The sequence below is a fragment of the Jeongeupia chitinilytica genome, from assembly GCF_014652315.1.
Classification (GTDB): domain Bacteria; phylum Pseudomonadota; class Gammaproteobacteria; order Burkholderiales; family Chitinibacteraceae; genus Jeongeupia; species Jeongeupia chitinilytica.
In genome coordinates this window covers 130,667-145,336 of sequence record NZ_BMYO01000010.1, presented here as the reverse complement: position 1 = coordinate 145,336, position 14,670 = coordinate 130,667, and the positions used below count along the sequence as shown (strand labels likewise).

The 14,670-nt window shown below is 65.4% G+C and carries 15 protein-coding genes; 9 read left to right on the top strand and 6 right to left on the bottom strand.

Features of this window, described 5'->3' with window-relative positions; all coding sequences use genetic code 11:
- Window positions 1-61: 61 nt before the first annotated feature.
- Both IE097_RS17430 and IE097_RS17425 read right to left on the bottom strand, forming a co-directional pair.
- The gene (locus tag IE097_RS17430) at window positions 62-847 is read right to left on the bottom strand and encodes a sulfite exporter TauE/SafE family protein (protein ID WP_189462179.1); all 786 of its coding nucleotides are present in this window, start codon (window positions 845-847) and stop codon (window positions 62-64) included.
- 37 nt (window positions 848-884) lie between these two features.
- The gene (locus IE097_RS17425; protein WP_189462178.1) at window positions 885-1,757 is read right to left on the bottom strand and encodes an MBL fold metallo-hydrolase; all 873 of its coding nucleotides are present in this window, start codon (window positions 1,755-1,757) and stop codon (window positions 885-887) included.
- 92 nt (window positions 1,758-1,849) lie between these two features.
- Between IE097_RS17425 and IE097_RS17420 the strand changes: the two genes are divergently transcribed.
- The 3 genes from IE097_RS17420 to IE097_RS17410 are packed head-to-tail and all read left to right on the top strand — an operon-like array spanning window position 1,850 to window position 3,022.
- On the top strand, window positions 1,850-2,176 hold the full coding sequence (locus IE097_RS17420; RefSeq protein ID WP_189462177.1) for an ArsR/SmtB family transcription factor: 327 nt from the start codon (window positions 1,850-1,852) through the stop codon (window positions 2,174-2,176).
- On the top strand, window positions 2,173-2,607 hold the full coding sequence (locus IE097_RS17415) for a YeeE/YedE family protein (protein WP_189462176.1): 435 nt from the start codon (window positions 2,173-2,175) through the stop codon (window positions 2,605-2,607). Before IE097_RS17420 ends, IE097_RS17415 begins: the two co-directional genes overlap by 4 nt.
- A 1-nt stretch (window position 2,608) precedes the next feature.
- On the top strand, window positions 2,609-3,022 hold the full coding sequence (locus IE097_RS17410) for a DUF6691 family protein (protein WP_189462175.1): 414 nt from the start codon (window positions 2,609-2,611) through the stop codon (window positions 3,020-3,022).
- A gap of 48 nt (window positions 3,023-3,070) precedes the next feature.
- On the opposite strand, the gene cdd is transcribed toward IE097_RS17410, so the two are convergent.
- Both cdd and rlmD read right to left on the bottom strand, forming a co-directional pair.
- Window positions 3,071-3,496 carry a cytidine deaminase gene (cdd, locus tag IE097_RS17405; RefSeq protein ID WP_189462174.1) on the bottom strand — a complete coding sequence of 142 codons (426 nt, stop codon included), beginning with the start codon at window positions 3,494-3,496 and terminating at the stop codon, window positions 3,071-3,073.
- 132 nt (window positions 3,497-3,628) lie between these two features.
- Window positions 3,629-5,161: a 23S rRNA (uracil(1939)-C(5))-methyltransferase RlmD gene (gene rlmD, locus IE097_RS17400; RefSeq protein ID WP_189462173.1), complete on the bottom strand. Its 1,533-nt coding sequence runs from the start codon at window positions 5,159-5,161 to the stop codon at window positions 3,629-3,631.
- A gap of 114 nt (window positions 5,162-5,275) precedes the next feature.
- On the opposite strand from rlmD, the gene IE097_RS17395 reads away from it, so the two are divergent.
- The 3 genes from IE097_RS17395 (at window position 5,276) to IE097_RS17385 (ending at window position 9,103) form a co-directional block, all read left to right on the top strand.
- A complete protein-coding gene (locus tag IE097_RS17395) occupies window positions 5,276-7,879 on the top strand; it encodes a hybrid sensor histidine kinase/response regulator (protein WP_189462172.1) in 2,604 nt (867 codons plus the stop codon).
- A 69-nt stretch (window positions 7,880-7,948) separates the two neighbouring features.
- Window positions 7,949-8,851 (top strand): polysaccharide deacetylase family protein, encoded by a 903-nt coding sequence (locus IE097_RS17390; RefSeq protein WP_189462171.1) that lies wholly within the window; start codon window positions 7,949-7,951, stop codon window positions 8,849-8,851.
- A gap of 48 nt (window positions 8,852-8,899) precedes the next feature.
- Window positions 8,900-9,103, top strand: coding sequence for a DUF4113 domain-containing protein (locus IE097_RS17385; RefSeq protein ID WP_189462170.1), 204 nt, complete (start codon window positions 8,900-8,902; stop codon window positions 9,101-9,103).
- A gap of 81 nt (window positions 9,104-9,184) precedes the next feature.
- Here IE097_RS17385 and IE097_RS17380 read toward each other — a convergent pair whose 3' ends face one another.
- On the bottom strand, window positions 9,185-9,442 hold the full coding sequence (locus tag IE097_RS17380) for a hypothetical protein (RefSeq protein WP_189462169.1): 258 nt from the start codon (window positions 9,440-9,442) through the stop codon (window positions 9,185-9,187).
- Between the two features lie 151 nt (window positions 9,443-9,593).
- Between IE097_RS17380 and ggt the strand changes: the two genes are divergently transcribed.
- Window positions 9,594-11,321, top strand: coding sequence for a gamma-glutamyltransferase (gene ggt / locus IE097_RS17375; RefSeq protein ID WP_189462168.1), 1,728 nt, complete (start codon window positions 9,594-9,596; stop codon window positions 11,319-11,321).
- A gap of 97 nt (window positions 11,322-11,418) precedes the next feature.
- The gene (locus tag IE097_RS17370) at window positions 11,419-12,543 is read left to right on the top strand and encodes a sterol desaturase family protein (protein ID WP_189462167.1); all 1,125 of its coding nucleotides are present in this window, start codon (window positions 11,419-11,421) and stop codon (window positions 12,541-12,543) included.
- A gap of 132 nt (window positions 12,544-12,675) precedes the next feature.
- Here the strand turns inward: IE097_RS17370 and map are convergent, their stop codons facing one another.
- Window positions 12,676-13,455 carry a type I methionyl aminopeptidase gene (gene map, locus IE097_RS17365; protein ID WP_189462166.1) on the bottom strand — a complete coding sequence of 260 codons (780 nt, stop codon included), beginning with the start codon at window positions 13,453-13,455 and terminating at the stop codon, window positions 12,676-12,678.
- Window positions 13,456-13,632: 177 nt separating this feature from the next.
- Here map and IE097_RS17360 point away from each other — a divergent pair, with 177 nt between their 5' ends.
- Window positions 13,633-14,664 carry a lactonase family protein gene (locus tag IE097_RS17360; protein WP_189462165.1) on the top strand — a complete coding sequence of 344 codons (1,032 nt, stop codon included), beginning with the start codon at window positions 13,633-13,635 and terminating at the stop codon, window positions 14,662-14,664.
- Window positions 14,665-14,670 lie beyond the last annotated feature (6 nt).

The window sequence follows — 14,670 nt, the reverse complement described above, 5'->3', positions numbered from 1 at the left end:
TCGGGGGGCGTAAAGGTGAAAATTGTAGCCGAAAAGCGCAGCTTTCAGCGAGCCGCCTGTATCAGCGGGGCCACCATGTCGCAGCCAGCATGCCCAGCGCCACTGCGAGCAGTACGAGTGCAAAGCCGCGCTGGACGCGTTGCGGGCTGACGCGGGCGATGAGGCGCCGGCCGGCGATCATGCCGGCGACGGTCGCGACGAGAAACGGCAGGGCAACGGCCACCGGCAACGTCCGGCCCTGCCACAAAGCCGCCGCGATGCCGCCGCAGCCGACCAGGGCGATGACAAACAGCGAAGTCGCAACAATCGCGTGCATGCCCAGATTGCTCAGCCGGCGCAGTGCCGGAACGATGATGAAACCGCCGCCGACACCGAGCAGGCCGGTGGCAAGACCCGCCAGTGCGCCGACGGCGGTGATCGCCAGTGCGGTCACCGGTGTCCAGACCAGCCGGCCGCTGCCCGGATCGACCCGGCACGGCGACGACGCGCGATCGTCGTCGTGCCGTGGCAGGAGCAGCCGGCCGGCAACGGTCAGCATCACCAGCGCAAACGCCGTTTGCAGCGCTGCGTGGGGCAGGTGATGCGCGACGGTCTGGCCGACCGCGGTCAGCGGGATGCCCGCCACAGCCATCACCAGCGCCGCACGGTAGCGCACCAGCCCGCGGCGGAAGCCTTCGAGCGCGCCGGTGGCGGCGCCGCCTGCAACCGCGAGCAGCGCCACCGGCGCCGCTTGCTGGACGCTCCAGCCGAGTCCGGCCATCAGGGCCGGAACGGCGAGAATGCCGCCACCTGCGCCGCTGAGACCGAGTACGAGACCGATCAGGAGCCCGAGCACGACGAGGGTCATGGCCGGACCTTGGGTCGGCGGAGCCGGAGAAGGCGACTCATTGCGGATCGAGCGGAATCTTCAGATACCGCGTGCCGTTGGCTTCGGGCTCGGGCAGGGCGCCGGCCCGGATGTTGACCTGGATGGCCGGCAGCATCAGCGCCGGTACGTCGAGCGTGGCATCGCGCTGCTGGCGCAAGGCGACGAAGGCGTCGCGAGCGGTGCCGCCGCCAATGTGGACGTTGGCCGCACGCTGTTCGGCGACGGTGCTCGTCCAGCTTGGTGTTCTGCCTGCCGGTGCGTAGTCGTGACACATGAACAGCCGCGTTTGCGGCGGCAGGGCAAACAGACGCTGGATCGAGTCGAACAGCGTACCGGCATCGCCGCCGGGGAAGTCGCAGCGGGCGGTGCCGACATCGGGCATGAACAGCGTGTCGCCGACAAAAACGGCGTCGCCGATCCGGTAGGCGACGTCGGCCGGAGTGTGGCCCGGTACGAACATCACCTCGGCTTCGAGTTCGCCGATGCGGAAGGTGTCGCCGTCGGCAAACAGCCGGTCGAACTGGCGGCCGTCGGCCGGAAAGCTGTCGCCGAGGTTGAAGCGCCGGGCAAAGAGCTGCTGTACGGCGCCGATGTGCTGGCCGATGCCGACGAGGCCGCCCAGCCGGTCGCGCAACCAGGCGGCCGCGGACAGGTGATCGGCATGGGTATGGGTTTCGAGTATCCACGCCAGCGTGAGCTTGTTGGCTGCGAGGCAGTCGGCCAGACGCTGCACCGAACGGCTGCCGGTACGACCGGCGTTGGCGGCGTAGTCGAGGACGGGATCGATGATCGCGGCCTGACCGCCGACGCGGTCATAGACGACGTAGCTGACCGTACCGGTCACCGGATCGTGAAAGCCCTCGATGTTCGGGCCGGGCGCATTGTTCATGACTGCCTCGCGGTGGAATTTAATAATATATTAACTAATATAGTATTGTTTGATATGATGTGTCCATCAGCGTGAACCCGGATGCCACGGACATGAATGCGTCACCCCCCGAACTCGAGCAGATGCGCAGTGCTGCCAGCGCAGCAGTGGATCTGCTGAAAACGCTCGCCAATCAGGATCGCCTGCTGCTGCTGTGCCGGATGTCGCAGGGCGAACGCAATGTCGGCGAACTCGAAGCCGATCTCGACATCCACCAGCCGACGCTGTCCCAGCAACTGGGAGTCCTGCGGCGTGCCGGACTGGTGACGACGCGCAAGGAGGGCAAACAGGTTTACTACAGTCTGGCCAATGCGGCGGCGATTGCCGTGATCGGCACGCTTTACCAGCAGTTTTGCGGCAACGAGGAGGCCCGATCATGACGATAGACTGGAGTGCATTTACCCCGTGGAGTGCGCTGATCGGCGGCGCGCTGATCGGCGTGGCGGCCAGCCTGCTGGCGCTGGGCAACGGCCGGATTGCCGGCATCAGCGGCATCGTCGGCGGGCTGCTGGCGCCGCAGCGTGGCGAGACGGCGTGGCGACTCGCCTTCGTCGGCGGCTTGCTCGCTGCGCCATGGGCGTACCGGCTGGTCGCGGCAATGCCGCGGCTGCAGTTCGACAGTAGCTGGGGTGTGCTGATCGTGGCCGGCCTGCTGGTCGGTTTCGGCACCCGGCTCGGTTCGGGCTGCACCAGCGGCCATGGTGTCTGCGGCCTGTCGCGGCTGTCGCCGCGTTCGCTGGCCGCCACCCTGGCCTTCATGGCGGCGGGTTTCGCCACCGTCTTCGTCGTGCGCCACCTGATCGGAGGCTGAGATGCTCAAACTGAATGCACTGCTGGCCGGCCTGCTGTTCGGCCTCGGGCTGATCGTGTCGGGGATGGCCAATCCGGCCAAGGTGACCGGCTTTCTCGATCTGGCCGGCGCCTGGGATCCGTCGCTGGCACTGGTGATGGCAGGTGCGATCGGCGTCGGTCTGGCCGGCTTCGGTCTGGCGAAGCGCCGGACGGTATCGCTGCTCGGCGCACCGATGCAACTGCCGGCGTCGACGGTGATCGACCGCAAGCTGCTGGCGGGCAGTCTGCTGTTCGGCATCGGCTGGGGGCTGGCGGGCATCTGCCCGGGACCGGCACTGGTGGCGTTCAGCGCCGGCGCGCCGCAGGCGCTGGTCTTCGTACTCGCGATGCTGGCCGGGATGGCCTTGCACCGCATCACGGCCGGCCGGCGCTGAGGCTGCTGCGGCGCTGCCCTGTGCCGCGCCGTACCGCAACGACGATGGTCAGATCACGTCGTCCGGCTCGCCGCTGCCATTCGGGTCGAGATGAAAGGCACCGGGCAGCAGGGCGCCGGCGGTGGTGACGTCGGTTTCGCCGCGCAGATTGGTCAGCACGACTTCGAGCGACGGCGTGCCGAGTTCGATCATCACCTGGCGGCAGGCACCACACGGCGCGACCGGGCCGTCGGTGTCGGCAACGACGGCGATCGTCGCGAAGTCGCCCGGCCGGCAGCCCGCGGCGACGGCCGCAGCCAGCGCACTGCGCTCGGCACAGAGACACAGGCCATACACGGCGTTCTCGATATTGCAGCCATGAAATACCCGGCCGTCGTGGGTCAGCACGGCGGCACCGACAAGGAAACGCGAATACGGTGCGTAGGCTTTCAGCCGTGCCGCCTTCGCTTCGTCGAGCAGTTGGTAGCGGTTCATTGGATGGTCTCCCTGGTCCGCAGTTGACTGGATGAAGTCAGCATATCGCTGACGGCGATGCGCTGCGGGGCAATGTTGCCATGGCCGGAAACGACAATGCCCGCGCTGCGGGCATTGTCGTGTGCGGTGGTCTTACTGCGCTTCGCCGTCCGGCACCACGCGGTTGGCGAGATAGTGCGCGCGGCGTGCTTCCTTCTCGGCCGCCTTGCGGGCGCGGGCCTCGGCCAGCTCGGCTTCCTTCGCCGCGCGGCGGGCTTTTTCCTGCGCGGCGGCGGCCTTCTGTTCGGCCTTGACCGCTTCACGCAGTGCGGCTTCGGCCGCTTCCATTTCGGCGACTTCCTCGCGGCTCATTCCCGGACCGGTCTTTTCGAACCAGGCGATCGATTCGACGTGTGCGGTGTGCGGGAACATGTTGATCACGCCGGCAGCCTTGAGCGTGTAGCCCTTGACGTTGACGAGCACGTTGGCGTCGCGCGCCAGCGTCGACGGGCTACAGGAGACGTAGACGATGCGCTTGGGGCCGTGCTCGGCGCTGATGGCCTTGACCAGATCGATCGCGCCGTCGCGCGGCGGGTCGATCAGCATCTTGTCGAAGCGGCCGAGCTTGTCCAGCCATTCCTCGGTCATCTCGAACAGGTTGGCGACGGCGAAGTCGGTCATGTGATCGAGCCGGTTGTGGCGCGCGCCCTCGAACGCGCGCTCGACCAGCTGCTTGCTGCCTTCCATGCCGAGCACCTTGGCGCCGCGGCGGGCGATCGGCAGCGTAAAGTTGCCGAGGCCGCAGAACATGTCGGCGATCACTTCGCCCGGCTGCGGATCGAGCATGTTGATCGCGCGCTCGACCATCACCCGGTTGACCGCGTGGTTGACCTGGGTGAACTCGGTCGGCTTGAACGGCATTTCGATGCCGTATTCGGGCAGCGTGTAGCTGAGCATCGGCGCATTTTTCGGATACAGCGGGTAGGCGGTGTCCGGGCCCTTGGGCTGCAGCCAGATCTGCACGTTCCACTGATCGGCGTACGCCTTGAAGTGCGCTTCGTCGGCCGCGGTGATGTCGACCATGTTGCGGAACACCAGCACGGTGACGTTCTCGCCGACGGCGACTTCGATCTGCGGCATCTGCGTGACGATGGACAGCCTGGCGACGAGTTCGCGCAGCGCCGGCAGCTGCTTAGCGACATGCGGCACCAGCACGTGGCACTCGGTCATGTCGGCGATGTAGCGCGAGCGCTTTTCGTGGAAACCGACCAGGACGCCGCCTTTCTTGGCGACATGGCGCACCGACAGTCGGGCGCGGTGGCGGTAACCCCAGGCCGAACCGTAGATTGGCGGCAGGCTGGTTTCGGCGTCGACGTGGCCGATGCGCTCGAGGTTGTCTTCGAGAATGCGCTGCTTGGCGGCCACCTGCGCACCGAACTCCATGTGCTGGATCGAACAGCCGCCACAGACACCGAAGTGCGGGCATTTCGGCGTGGTGCGCATGAAGCTTTCGTTGTGGATCTCGAGCGCCTGGGCGTTCTCGAAATTGGGCTTCTTGCGGTAACTCTGGAAGCTGACCGTTTCGAACGGCAGGGCACCGTCGATGAAAATCGTCTTGCCATCGACGTGCGCGATGCCATGACCTTCGTGGTCGAGGGATTCGATGCGGGCAGTGGGATGCGACATGTTGCGTAAATGGCAGTAAAACCGCCGATTATACGCGGGCGAGGGCGTTCGGCACGGCCGTCTGGCGTGGCTTGTTTATGATGGCATGGCGATAACTTTTTCTGTGTGTAAGTTATGGGTAGAAAATCTTATTTCCAGTTTGATGCACTGATTCAGGCAGACAGCTGGGAGCTGTTCTCGCTTTCGGTGGTCGAGACCGTGCTGGGCGCCTTCGACGCATCCCGGGTTTTTCTGATCCTGCCCGACGGCGGTGCGCCGCGCGTGCATGCGCAGGCCGTTGCCGGACAGCGCGCCCTGTCATTCGCCGAGCCGCAGCTGCCGGAAAGCTTCTTCGGTCTGCCGGTCGACGAGCTGACCTGGCAACTGAGCGAACCGGCGACGTCGATCCGGCCGATCGATTACCAGGCCAGCGAAATCTGGGACGACGCAACCGGGGCCGAACAGCACCGCCACCGCCTGCTGCTGCCGCTCGTGTCGCAGGGGCGGCTGGCCGGCGTGCTCTATGCCGAATTCACCGCACGGGCGGCAATCGAGATGCTGGTCGCCTCGGCGTCGTTCCGGCGCGAGGCCGAAGCGCTGGCCGCGCTGGTGGCCGAACGATGGGCGACCGTCGTCGATGACCACAGCCGCTCGCTCGACGAGATGACCGGCAAGCTGCAGGCCAGTCTGGCACGCGCCGAAGATTACCGCGGTCTGCTGCAGAGGCTGCACCAGGTCACGCTGCAGATGGCCGAGGCACCGGACCTCGACGCACTGTACTGCCGGGCGGTGACGCTGGCCCTTGCCGAGCTCGATATCGACCGGATGGCGATCTTCGAGGCCGACGACGAGCGCAACGAGATGCGCGGGACCTACGGGACCGACAACAACGGCAAGGTCATCAACGAAAACTGGTTCATCAGCACGCTGCCGCAGCACCGGATGCTCGACGAAAGCCGCCGTCGCCCCGGCGAAGTGATCGTCAACGAGGACGCCGCGCTGTACTACGACAAGGTCGTCGTCGGCCGCGGCTGGAATGCGATGATCGGACTGTGGATCGACGACAGGATGATCGGCTGGATCGCCGCTGACAACTTCCTGCGCCGCAGGCCGCTGCAGCCCTACCAGCGCGAAGTGCTCAAGCTGTTTGCATCCATCGTGTCGCAGTTCATCGGCAACAAGCGCGTCGAAGCCGAGATGCTGGCGCTGAACGCGCGTCTGTCGCAGCAGACGCAGGAGCTGGCCAGTGCGCGCGACGAAGCCGAGGCTGCCAGCCACGCCAAGAGCGCGTTTCTGGCGACCATCAGCCACGAGATCCGCACGCCGCTCAACGGCATGCTCGGCTTCCTGCAACTGCTGGGGGATACGCCGCTGACGCTGGACCAGCGCGATTTTGTCGACACCATTGCCCAGTCCGGCGACACGCTGATGTCGCTGATCAACGACCTGCTCGATTACTCGAAGATCGAGTCGGGCAAGTTCTCGCTCGAGTCCCGCCCGTTCGATCTGCGCGCGGTCGCGGCCGAGGTCTGTACGATGCTGGCGGCGCGGGCCGCCGAGAAACGGCTCGACCTGCTGCTCGACGTCAAGGACGTCAGCGTGCCGGCGTATCTTGGCGATGCGGTCCGCTTCAAGCAGGTGCTGGTCAATCTGGTCGGCAATGCCATCAAGTTCACCGACCGCGGCCAGGTCGGCGTACGGCTGGCGACCGATGCCTCCGGTGCGCTGCAGGTCGTCGTGACCGATACCGGTCAGGGGATTGCCAGCGACAAGCAGTCCTCGCTGTTCCAGCGCTTCTTCCAGGCTGAGTCGGGCTCGACACGACGGCATGGCGGTACCGGGCTGGGACTGGCGATCAGCAAACTGCTGGTCGAGCTGATGGGCGGACAGATCGGGGTGCACACGGTACCCGGTGCCGGCTCGTCGTTCTGGTTTGCGCTGCCGGCCAGCGCCGCGGCGTATGCCAGTGGCTGGGGGGCGAACTGGCTGCCGGTCGGCGCCGATACGGCCTTTCTGGCCGGCCGGCGTTTTGCCTGGCTGGGCCCCAGCATCTACCGCGACAATGTCGAAGCCTTTCTCGGCGACTGCGGGGTCGAATGGGTCGATCCGCATTCGGCGCAACTGGTGATCGCCGACGAGGCCTTTGCCGGCGACATCCCGGCCGACAAGCACCGGCTGCTGCTGTGCTGGAGTGCCGGTGTCGTGGCCCGGCCGGGCGAGCGGCGCCTGAAAAAGCCGCTGATCGGTTATGCCGTGCTGATCCGCCAGCTTTACGCGCTGCTGGTTCATCCGCTGACGTTCGAATCCCGTCCCGTTTCGCCCCAACCGGAACCGCTGGCATTGCGGCGCATCCTGCTGGCCGAGGACAGCCCGGTCAATCAGCGGGTGATCGAAGTATTCCTGAACCGGCTCGGCTACGAGGTCGCGATTGCAGCCAATGGCGCCGAGGCGCTCGGGCTCGCCAAGAGCCAGCCTTTCGATCTGGTGCTGATGGACTGGCAGATGCCGGTGATGGATGGCCTGGAAGCGACCCGGCGCTTGCGTGCCGATCCGGGCAGTTGCAACTGGCCGATCGTGGCGTTGACCGCCAATGCCAATCAGGACAGCGAGCAGATGTGCCGGGAGGCCGGCATGAACGCGTTCCTGCCCAAGCCGGTCGATCTGGGCCGGCTGCAATCATTGCTGCGAGAGTTGCTCGGCAAGGTCGAACCCGTCGCTTGGCACGCCTTGCCCAGTTGATTCGGTCGCACCGATTCGGCGCGGTGGCGGCGCATACTGCGGACACCAACCGCATCGAGGAGTCCCGCAATGACCTTGCAGCAAAAACTCGGTTTCGAGGCTGATGCCCGCGTGCTGATCCTGCATGCCGACGACATCGGCATGTGTCAGGCCACGGTGTCGGCGTGGACCAGTCTGGTCGAATTCGGCCTGTTGACATCGGCGTCGGCGATGCCGGCCTGCAGCTGGTTTCCGTCGACGGCACTGCATGCCGGCGAGCTCGGTGAACGCGCCGACCTCGGCGTCCACCTGACGCTGAATTGCGAATGGGACCACTACCGCTGGGGGCCCGTCACGCGGACGTCGGCCGACGACGGACTGACCGGTGCGGAAGGCTATTTCCATCCGCTGGCCAAACCGACCCACGCGCACGCCCGTGTCGAGGCGGTGCGCACCGAACTGACGGCGCAGATCGAGCGCGCCATCGCCGCCGGCGTCGAGCTGACCCACCTTGATTCGCACATGCTGACGATGTTCAGTCCGGCACTGCTGCCGGTCTATCTCGACCTGGCGCACCAGTACCGCCTGCCACCGCTGATTCCACGCTGGAGTGCGGACGAGATTGCCCAGTGGTGCGTGCTCGATCAGGCGGCCGCGCAGACGATGTACGACCAGATCGCTACCCGTGACGCGGCGGGGCAGACCGTGCTGATCGACGGATTCGAATGCCTGCCGTTCGGCGAGGCGTTCGAGCCGGAGGAGCGTCGTGCCTGGGCGGTGAACTGGCTCGACACGCTGGGTGCCGGTGTCCACTGCCTGATCGGCCATCCGGCCGACGACACGCCGGAACTGCGTGCCATCGCCGATGACTGGCGTGTGCGGACCGGCGACCGGGCGCTGTTCGCCGACCCGCTGTTCCGCGATGCCATCGCCGAGCGCGGCTTCAGGCTGGTCGGGATGCGCGAGCTCCGCGACGCCGCGTACCCGCGCTGAGCACCGTGCTCGCAATCAGGCCGGCGCGGTGGCGCCGGCCTGAACGCGGTGATCAACCAGGCGAACCGGCGCTACGGCCGCGGCTCGCTCACGCTGGCCAGCGCGCTCGACGACAAGGGCTGGAAGATGAAGCAGGGGAAGGTGTCACCGCACTGGACGATGGTGTGTGCGGGTGTGCCGTGGCGCGCCAGGGGCTGCATCGGCTTGTTGGTGTGCCTAGTAAAGGCGATCGCAGACGAAACAGTCGCCTAAGGGATTTCGGGCTGACTGCTTCATGTGGATAACTGCGGATTGTAGAAGCTTCTACAACGGAATCAGCGCAAAGCCGCGTGGTTACTTCTTTTCCAGATTCTTCGTCATCACCTTGCCGTTGATGAACTGGATGGTGATGGTCGTATCGCTGCCTTGCCAGCTGGCGCTTTCGCCGCTGATGCCGAACACGCTGCCGCCGTCGGTGGCCTTGGGCTCGCCGAGAATCCTGACGACCTCGTCGCGTTGCATGCCGGTGGAGATTTTCTGGTAGTTCTCGCTCGTCACCCTGGAGCAGGCGACCAGGGCAAAGGCGAGGAGCAGGGCGGTGATCAGGCGCATCTGGAAATCCGGTGGGGAAGGTGAGCGCGCTACCTTAGCAGATTGGGCGCATCCGGGCTGTGGCCGGTTTCACCTGTCATACGGGTAAGCGCTTATAAAATTACCCGTCAGCCTGCTGCTAGCATGAACCACCGATTTCCGGAGGCGCAGCATGAAGCACTGGCTTGGCACGATCCTGATGATGGCGGCACTGGCCGCCATGGCGAAACAGCCGGTGGCGACCGGCCACGGCGGCGCGGTGGCCACGATTTCCGATCCGGCCAGCAAGGCCGCGATGGAAATCCTCAATGCCGGGGGGAATGCCGTCGACGCAGCGGTGGCTGCGGCAGCGGCACTGGGCGTGACCGACCCGTTCAGTTGCGGCGTCGGCGGCGGCGGCTTCATGATGATTTACTCGGCCAAGGACAAGCGGGTCATCACCATCGACCACCGCGAATCGGCGCCGCGCTCGTTCAGCCCGACCGTGTTCCAGAAGGACGGCAAGCCGCTGGAGTGGGACGACGTCGTGCCGAACGGCATTGCCGTCGGCGTTCCGGGCACCGTGCGCGGCTGGGACGAAGCGCTGCGCCGCTACGGCACCATGAGCTTCGCCCAGGTGCTCAAGCCGGCGATCCGCATTGCCGAGCAGGGCTTCAGGGTCGAGCCGAATTTCAACCGCATCAGCCAGCTCAACGAAGCCAAGTTCGCCCGCTTCAGCTCCACCAGCAAGCTCTACCTCAAGGACGGGAAGGCGCTGCCGATCGGCACGCCGTTCAGGAATCCCGACATGGCACGCACGTATCGCGCCATCGCAAAAGGCGGTGTCAACGCCTTCTACGAGGGCCCGATCGCGCAGGCTGTCGTCGATGCGGTCAATCTGCCGCCAGCGACCAGCGGGACCCGGGTGATGGCCGGTGCCATGACGCTGGCCGACCTGAAGGACTACGAAGCGCGCTTCCGCCAGCCCGTCGTCTCGACCTACCGCGGCTATGAGGTCTACGGCATGCCGCCGCCGTCGTCCGGCGGGATCGCGATTGCCGAAGCGCTGAACATCCTCGAAACCTACGACTTCTCGCGCATGACGCGTGCACAGGCGCAACACCTGTACCTCGAAGCCAGCAGGCTGGCGTTTGCCGACCGCAACGCCTACGTTGCCGACGGCGAGTATGTCGACGTGCCGGTGGCGGGACTGATCTCGAAGGAGTTCGCGCGTGAACGCGCCAAACTGATCGATCCGAAACAGGATCACGGCAAGGTCACGCAGGGCGATCCCTTCCTGTTCCAGCAGGACCTGTCGGTCCCGCAGCGGCCGGTCGCCAAGCGGGCCCCCGAACCGGCACACACGACGCACCTGACCGTCAGCGACAAGCAGGGCAACATCGTCGCGTACACGTTCACTATTGAAGACTGGGGGGGCAGCGGGATTGTCGTACCCGGCTACGGTTTCCTGCTCAATAACGAAATGACCGACTTCGACTTCAGCGGCCCGGCGCCGAACGTGCCCGAAGCCGGCAAGCGACCGCGTTCGAGCATGAGCCCGACCATCGTGTTCAAGGATGGCAAGCCGGCATTCACGCTGGGCTCGCCGGGCGGCTCGACCATCATCACCACGGTGCTGCAGACGGTCTTCAATCACGTCGATCTCGGCCTGCCGCTGGCCGATGCACTGGCCGCACCGCGGATGTCGCAACGCAATCGGGACAAGGTCGAGGTCGAATCGCTGCTCAACTTCATCGGCAGCGACGAGGCCAGGGCACTCGAGGCCTACGGTCATGCTTGGGAAGAAAGCGAACAGATCGGTGCCGCCAACGCGATCAGCTTCAATGACGACGGCAGCGTGACCGCCGTCAGCGAGCCCAGGCGCCATGGCGGCGGCAGCGCCATCGTTCAGCGCAAATAGGCGATCTGTGACGGACTGGCCTGACTTTTGTAGGTGTTTTTCCTTACTTCATTGTTTGTGATAGTTTGGCCGCCGTTATCGATCTGGAATGGCGGGTATGTACGACAAACTGAACAAACTGTCCGAGTCGCACGGACGGATCCACCTCGGACGCGGAGTCGCGTCCGGGGTGTTTGCACTGATGCTGGCGGTCCTGTGTTTTCTCGGTGTGCTGGCGTTCCACTTTCCGGCCTATCTGACGACACCGGAGTTGCGCCAGGTCTATGACACCGGCGCGATGCGCCAGTTGCTGTTCTGGTCCATGGTCGTCAGCGGCGGCGTCGCGCTGGCCAACATCCTGCTCGGACGGGTGCGCTGGCTGTCGGCATCGGCCTTCCTTGTCGTCGTCGGCGCGGCGCTGTTTGGCGGCCACCGGGTGCCGGTGGGGCCGTATGCCCAGCCGACGCTGTATCTCGGGCTCGACTGGTTCATTCTCGACCTGCTCGGATCGAGCCTGATTTTCATTTTCCTCGAGAAGCTCTTTCCGCTGCGCCGCGAGCAGCCGGTATTCCGCGCCGAGTGGCAAACCGACTTCCACCATTTCATCGTCAACCATCTGGTCGTCGGCATCATCCTGATGCTGACCAACCAGCTGGTGCACCGTTTCTTCGGCTGGGCCGTGCAGGGCGACATCCAGCTGTGGGTCAAGGACCTGCCGTTTTTTGTCGCGCTGTTCCTGATCATTCTGGTTGCCGATCTGGTGCAGTACTGGACCCACCGCGCGTATCACGAGATTCCGCTGCTCTGGCGCCTGCACGCCGTGCACCACAGCGTCAAAAGCATGGACTGGCTGGCCGGCTCGCGTCAGCACATCCTCGAGTTGCTGATCACCCGTACGCTGGTGCTGGCGCCGATCTTCGTATTCGGGTTTTCGAAGGAAGTGATCGATGCCTACATCGTCATCGTCGGCTTCCAGGCAGTGTTCAACCATACCAACGTCAACGTCCGGCTGGGTCCGTTGCGTTATCTGATCGTCACGCCCAACTTCCACCACTGGCACCACAGCCAGGATCAGGAAGCGCTGGACAAGAACTACGCCGCGCATTTCGCGTTTCTGGACTACCTGTTCGGGACTGCGGTGAAGTCGGACCGCTCGTGGCCGTCGCTCTACGGTGTGCTGGGTGATTACGTCCCCAACGGTTTTCTGAAGCAGTTGCGTTTCCCGTTCTCGGGCAAGCACTGAGCAACAACGAGACGGCCCGAACGCCGGTGCATCGGGCGTCCTGGCGTGCCGGGCTGTGCGCCGGCACCGGGCAAAAGAGAAGGGCGGGATCACTCCCGCCCTTTTTCATGGCCCGCACCGGCTGACGCGGTATCAGCCCGGTATCGCCTGGCCTTGCGGCCACGGCGTAAGGATTTCGAAGCCGTCATCGGTCACCGCGATCATGTGTTCCCATTGTGCCGACAGCGAGCCGTCACGCGTGACCACGGTCCAGCCGTCCTGCAGCTGTTGTACGCCGGCGCCGCCGGCGTTGATCATCGGTTCGACGGTGAAGGTCATGCCCTTCTTCAGCAACAGGCCGGTTCCCGCCTTGCCATAGTGCAGCACCTGCGGATCTTCGTGGTAGACCTTGCCGATGCCGTGGCCGCAGTACTCGCGCACCACCGAGTAGCCGGCGGCTTCGGCCAGCATCTGGATCGCGTGACCGACGTCGCCAAGGCGGGCGCCGGGACGGACGGCGTGGATGCCGGCCATCATTGCATCGAAGGTGACGTCGGCGAGCCGTTTCGCGGCCGGGCTCGGCGTGCCGGCGAAATACATCCGGCTGGTGTCGCCGTGCCAGCCGTCCTTGATTACGGTGACGTCGATATTGACGATGTCGCCGTCCTTGAGGATGTCGCGCGGGCTCGGAATGCCGTGGCAGACGACGCCGTTGATCGAGGTACACAGCGTCTTCGGAAAACCGTGGTAGCCGACGTTGGCCGGGGTCGCTTTCTGCTTCTTGGTGATGTGCTCGAAGCAGCGGCGGTCGAGCTCCTCGGTCGATACGCCGGGGACGACATACTCGCCGATCATTTCCAGCACTTCGGCAGCGAGCTGGCCGGCGACACGCATCTTGGCGATCTGGACTTCGGATTTGAGGCTGACGGACATGCGGTTTTCCTTGCTGTGCAGCCGCCATTGTCCCACAGCGGCCGAAGCAAGGCAGCCGATTGCGACCGATTCCCGTTCCGCGCGGATGCGTGGCGGATCGGCGACGCCGTGGCCGAAGGCTGCCGCAGTGGCGCGGGCATTCCGTAAGATGGCGTTTTGCCCCGAGACGAGACGTCCATGACCGGTTCGAGCCGCGTTTACGTCGGCTGCTACGGCGATGCCGAGCAAGCGACGATCCATGCTTTTGATTTCGACGCCGAAGCAGGCGCGCTGTTGCCCTTGCAGACGCTGGCCGGCATCGCCAATGCGTCCTACCTGCTGCCGGACGGCGACATGCTGTACGCGGTCAGCGAGACCGCCGAGGGCGAGGTGTGCACGCTGGCGGTCGACCCGTCAGGGCGGCTGTCGCTGCTGAATCGCGTCGGCAGCGGTGGCGATTCGCCGTGCTATCTGTCGCGCACCGGCCCGGCCGACGGCGGTGCGCTGCTGGTGGCCAATTACTTCGGCCGGAATGCGGCGCTGCTGCCCTTGTCGGTCGATGGGCGCGTCCAGGCTGTCGCGTCCGAGGTCCGCCATCAGGGCGCCAGCGGCGTCAATGCGGAGCGTCAGGATGCACCGCATCTGCACAGCATCACGCCGAGTCCGGATGGCCGGTATGCGCTGGCGCTCGATCTGGGGCGTGACGAGATCGCCGTGTACCGAATCGACGGCACGTCGCTGGTGCCGCACGGCACGGCCGCCACTGCGCCGGGTGACGGTCCGCGCCATCTGGTCTTCGACCGTGCCGGCCGTTTTGCTTACGTGGTCGGTGAACTGACCAGTACCGTGCTGGTTTACACATGGCACGACGGCGTGCTCGAACACCGCCAGACCGTGTCGTCGTTGCCGGCCGGTTTTGCCGGCGACAACACCGGTGCCGAACTGCAACTGAGCCCGGACGGCGATTTCCTGTATGCCTCCAACCGCGGTCACGACAGCATCGCGGTTTTCCGTGTCAACGACGGTCTGCTCGAAGCCGCCGGCCACGCATCGTGCGGCGGACAGATGCCGCGCAATTTCGCCCTTTCGCCGTGCGGCCGCTGGCTGCTGGTGGCGAACCAGGCCAGCGGCAGTCTTGTGCTGTTTGTGCGCGACGCTGCCAGCGGTGCGCTGACCAGGTCCGGGACAACGGTCGCCATCGACCGGCCGGTATGCGTGAAGTTTGCCTGAGCGGCG

Bases quoted from the DNA above. Each gene is read 5' to 3' on its own strand.
- IE097_RS17370 (WP_189462167.1), top strand. From the start codon at position 11,419: ATGTACGACAAACTGAACAAACTGTCCGAGTCGCACGGACGGATCCAC.
- rlmD (WP_189462173.1), bottom strand. From the start codon at position 5,161: ATGTCGCATCCCACTGCCCGCATCGAATCCCTCGACCACGAAGGTCAT.
- IE097_RS17395 (WP_189462172.1), top strand. From the start codon at position 5,276: ATGGGTAGAAAATCTTATTTCCAGTTTGATGCACTGATTCAGGCAGAC.
- IE097_RS17425 (WP_189462178.1), bottom strand. From the start codon at position 1,757: ATGAACAATGCGCCCGGCCCGAACATCGAGGGCTTTCACGATCCGGTG.
- ggt (WP_189462168.1), top strand. From the start codon at position 9,594: ATGAAGCACTGGCTTGGCACGATCCTGATGATGGCGGCACTGGCCGCC.
- map (WP_189462166.1), bottom strand. From the start codon at position 13,455: ATGTCCGTCAGCCTCAAATCCGAAGTCCAGATCGCCAAGATGCGTGTC.
- cdd (WP_189462174.1), bottom strand. From the start codon at position 3,496: ATGAACCGCTACCAACTGCTCGACGAAGCGAAGGCGGCACGGCTGAAA.
- IE097_RS17420 (WP_189462177.1), top strand. From the start codon at position 1,850: ATGAATGCGTCACCCCCCGAACTCGAGCAGATGCGCAGTGCTGCCAGC.
- IE097_RS17430 (WP_189462179.1), bottom strand. From the start codon at position 847: ATGACCCTCGTCGTGCTCGGGCTCCTGATCGGTCTCGTACTCGGTCTC.
- IE097_RS17380 (WP_189462169.1), bottom strand. From the start codon at position 9,442: ATGCGCCTGATCACCGCCCTGCTCCTCGCCTTTGCCCTGGTCGCCTGC.
- IE097_RS17360 (WP_189462165.1), top strand. From the start codon at position 13,633: ATGACCGGTTCGAGCCGCGTTTACGTCGGCTGCTACGGCGATGCCGAG.
- IE097_RS17415 (WP_189462176.1), top strand. From the start codon at position 2,173: ATGACGATAGACTGGAGTGCATTTACCCCGTGGAGTGCGCTGATCGGC.
- IE097_RS17390 (WP_189462171.1), top strand. From the start codon at position 7,949: ATGACCTTGCAGCAAAAACTCGGTTTCGAGGCTGATGCCCGCGTGCTG.
- IE097_RS17410 (WP_189462175.1), top strand. From the start codon at position 2,609: ATGCTCAAACTGAATGCACTGCTGGCCGGCCTGCTGTTCGGCCTCGGG.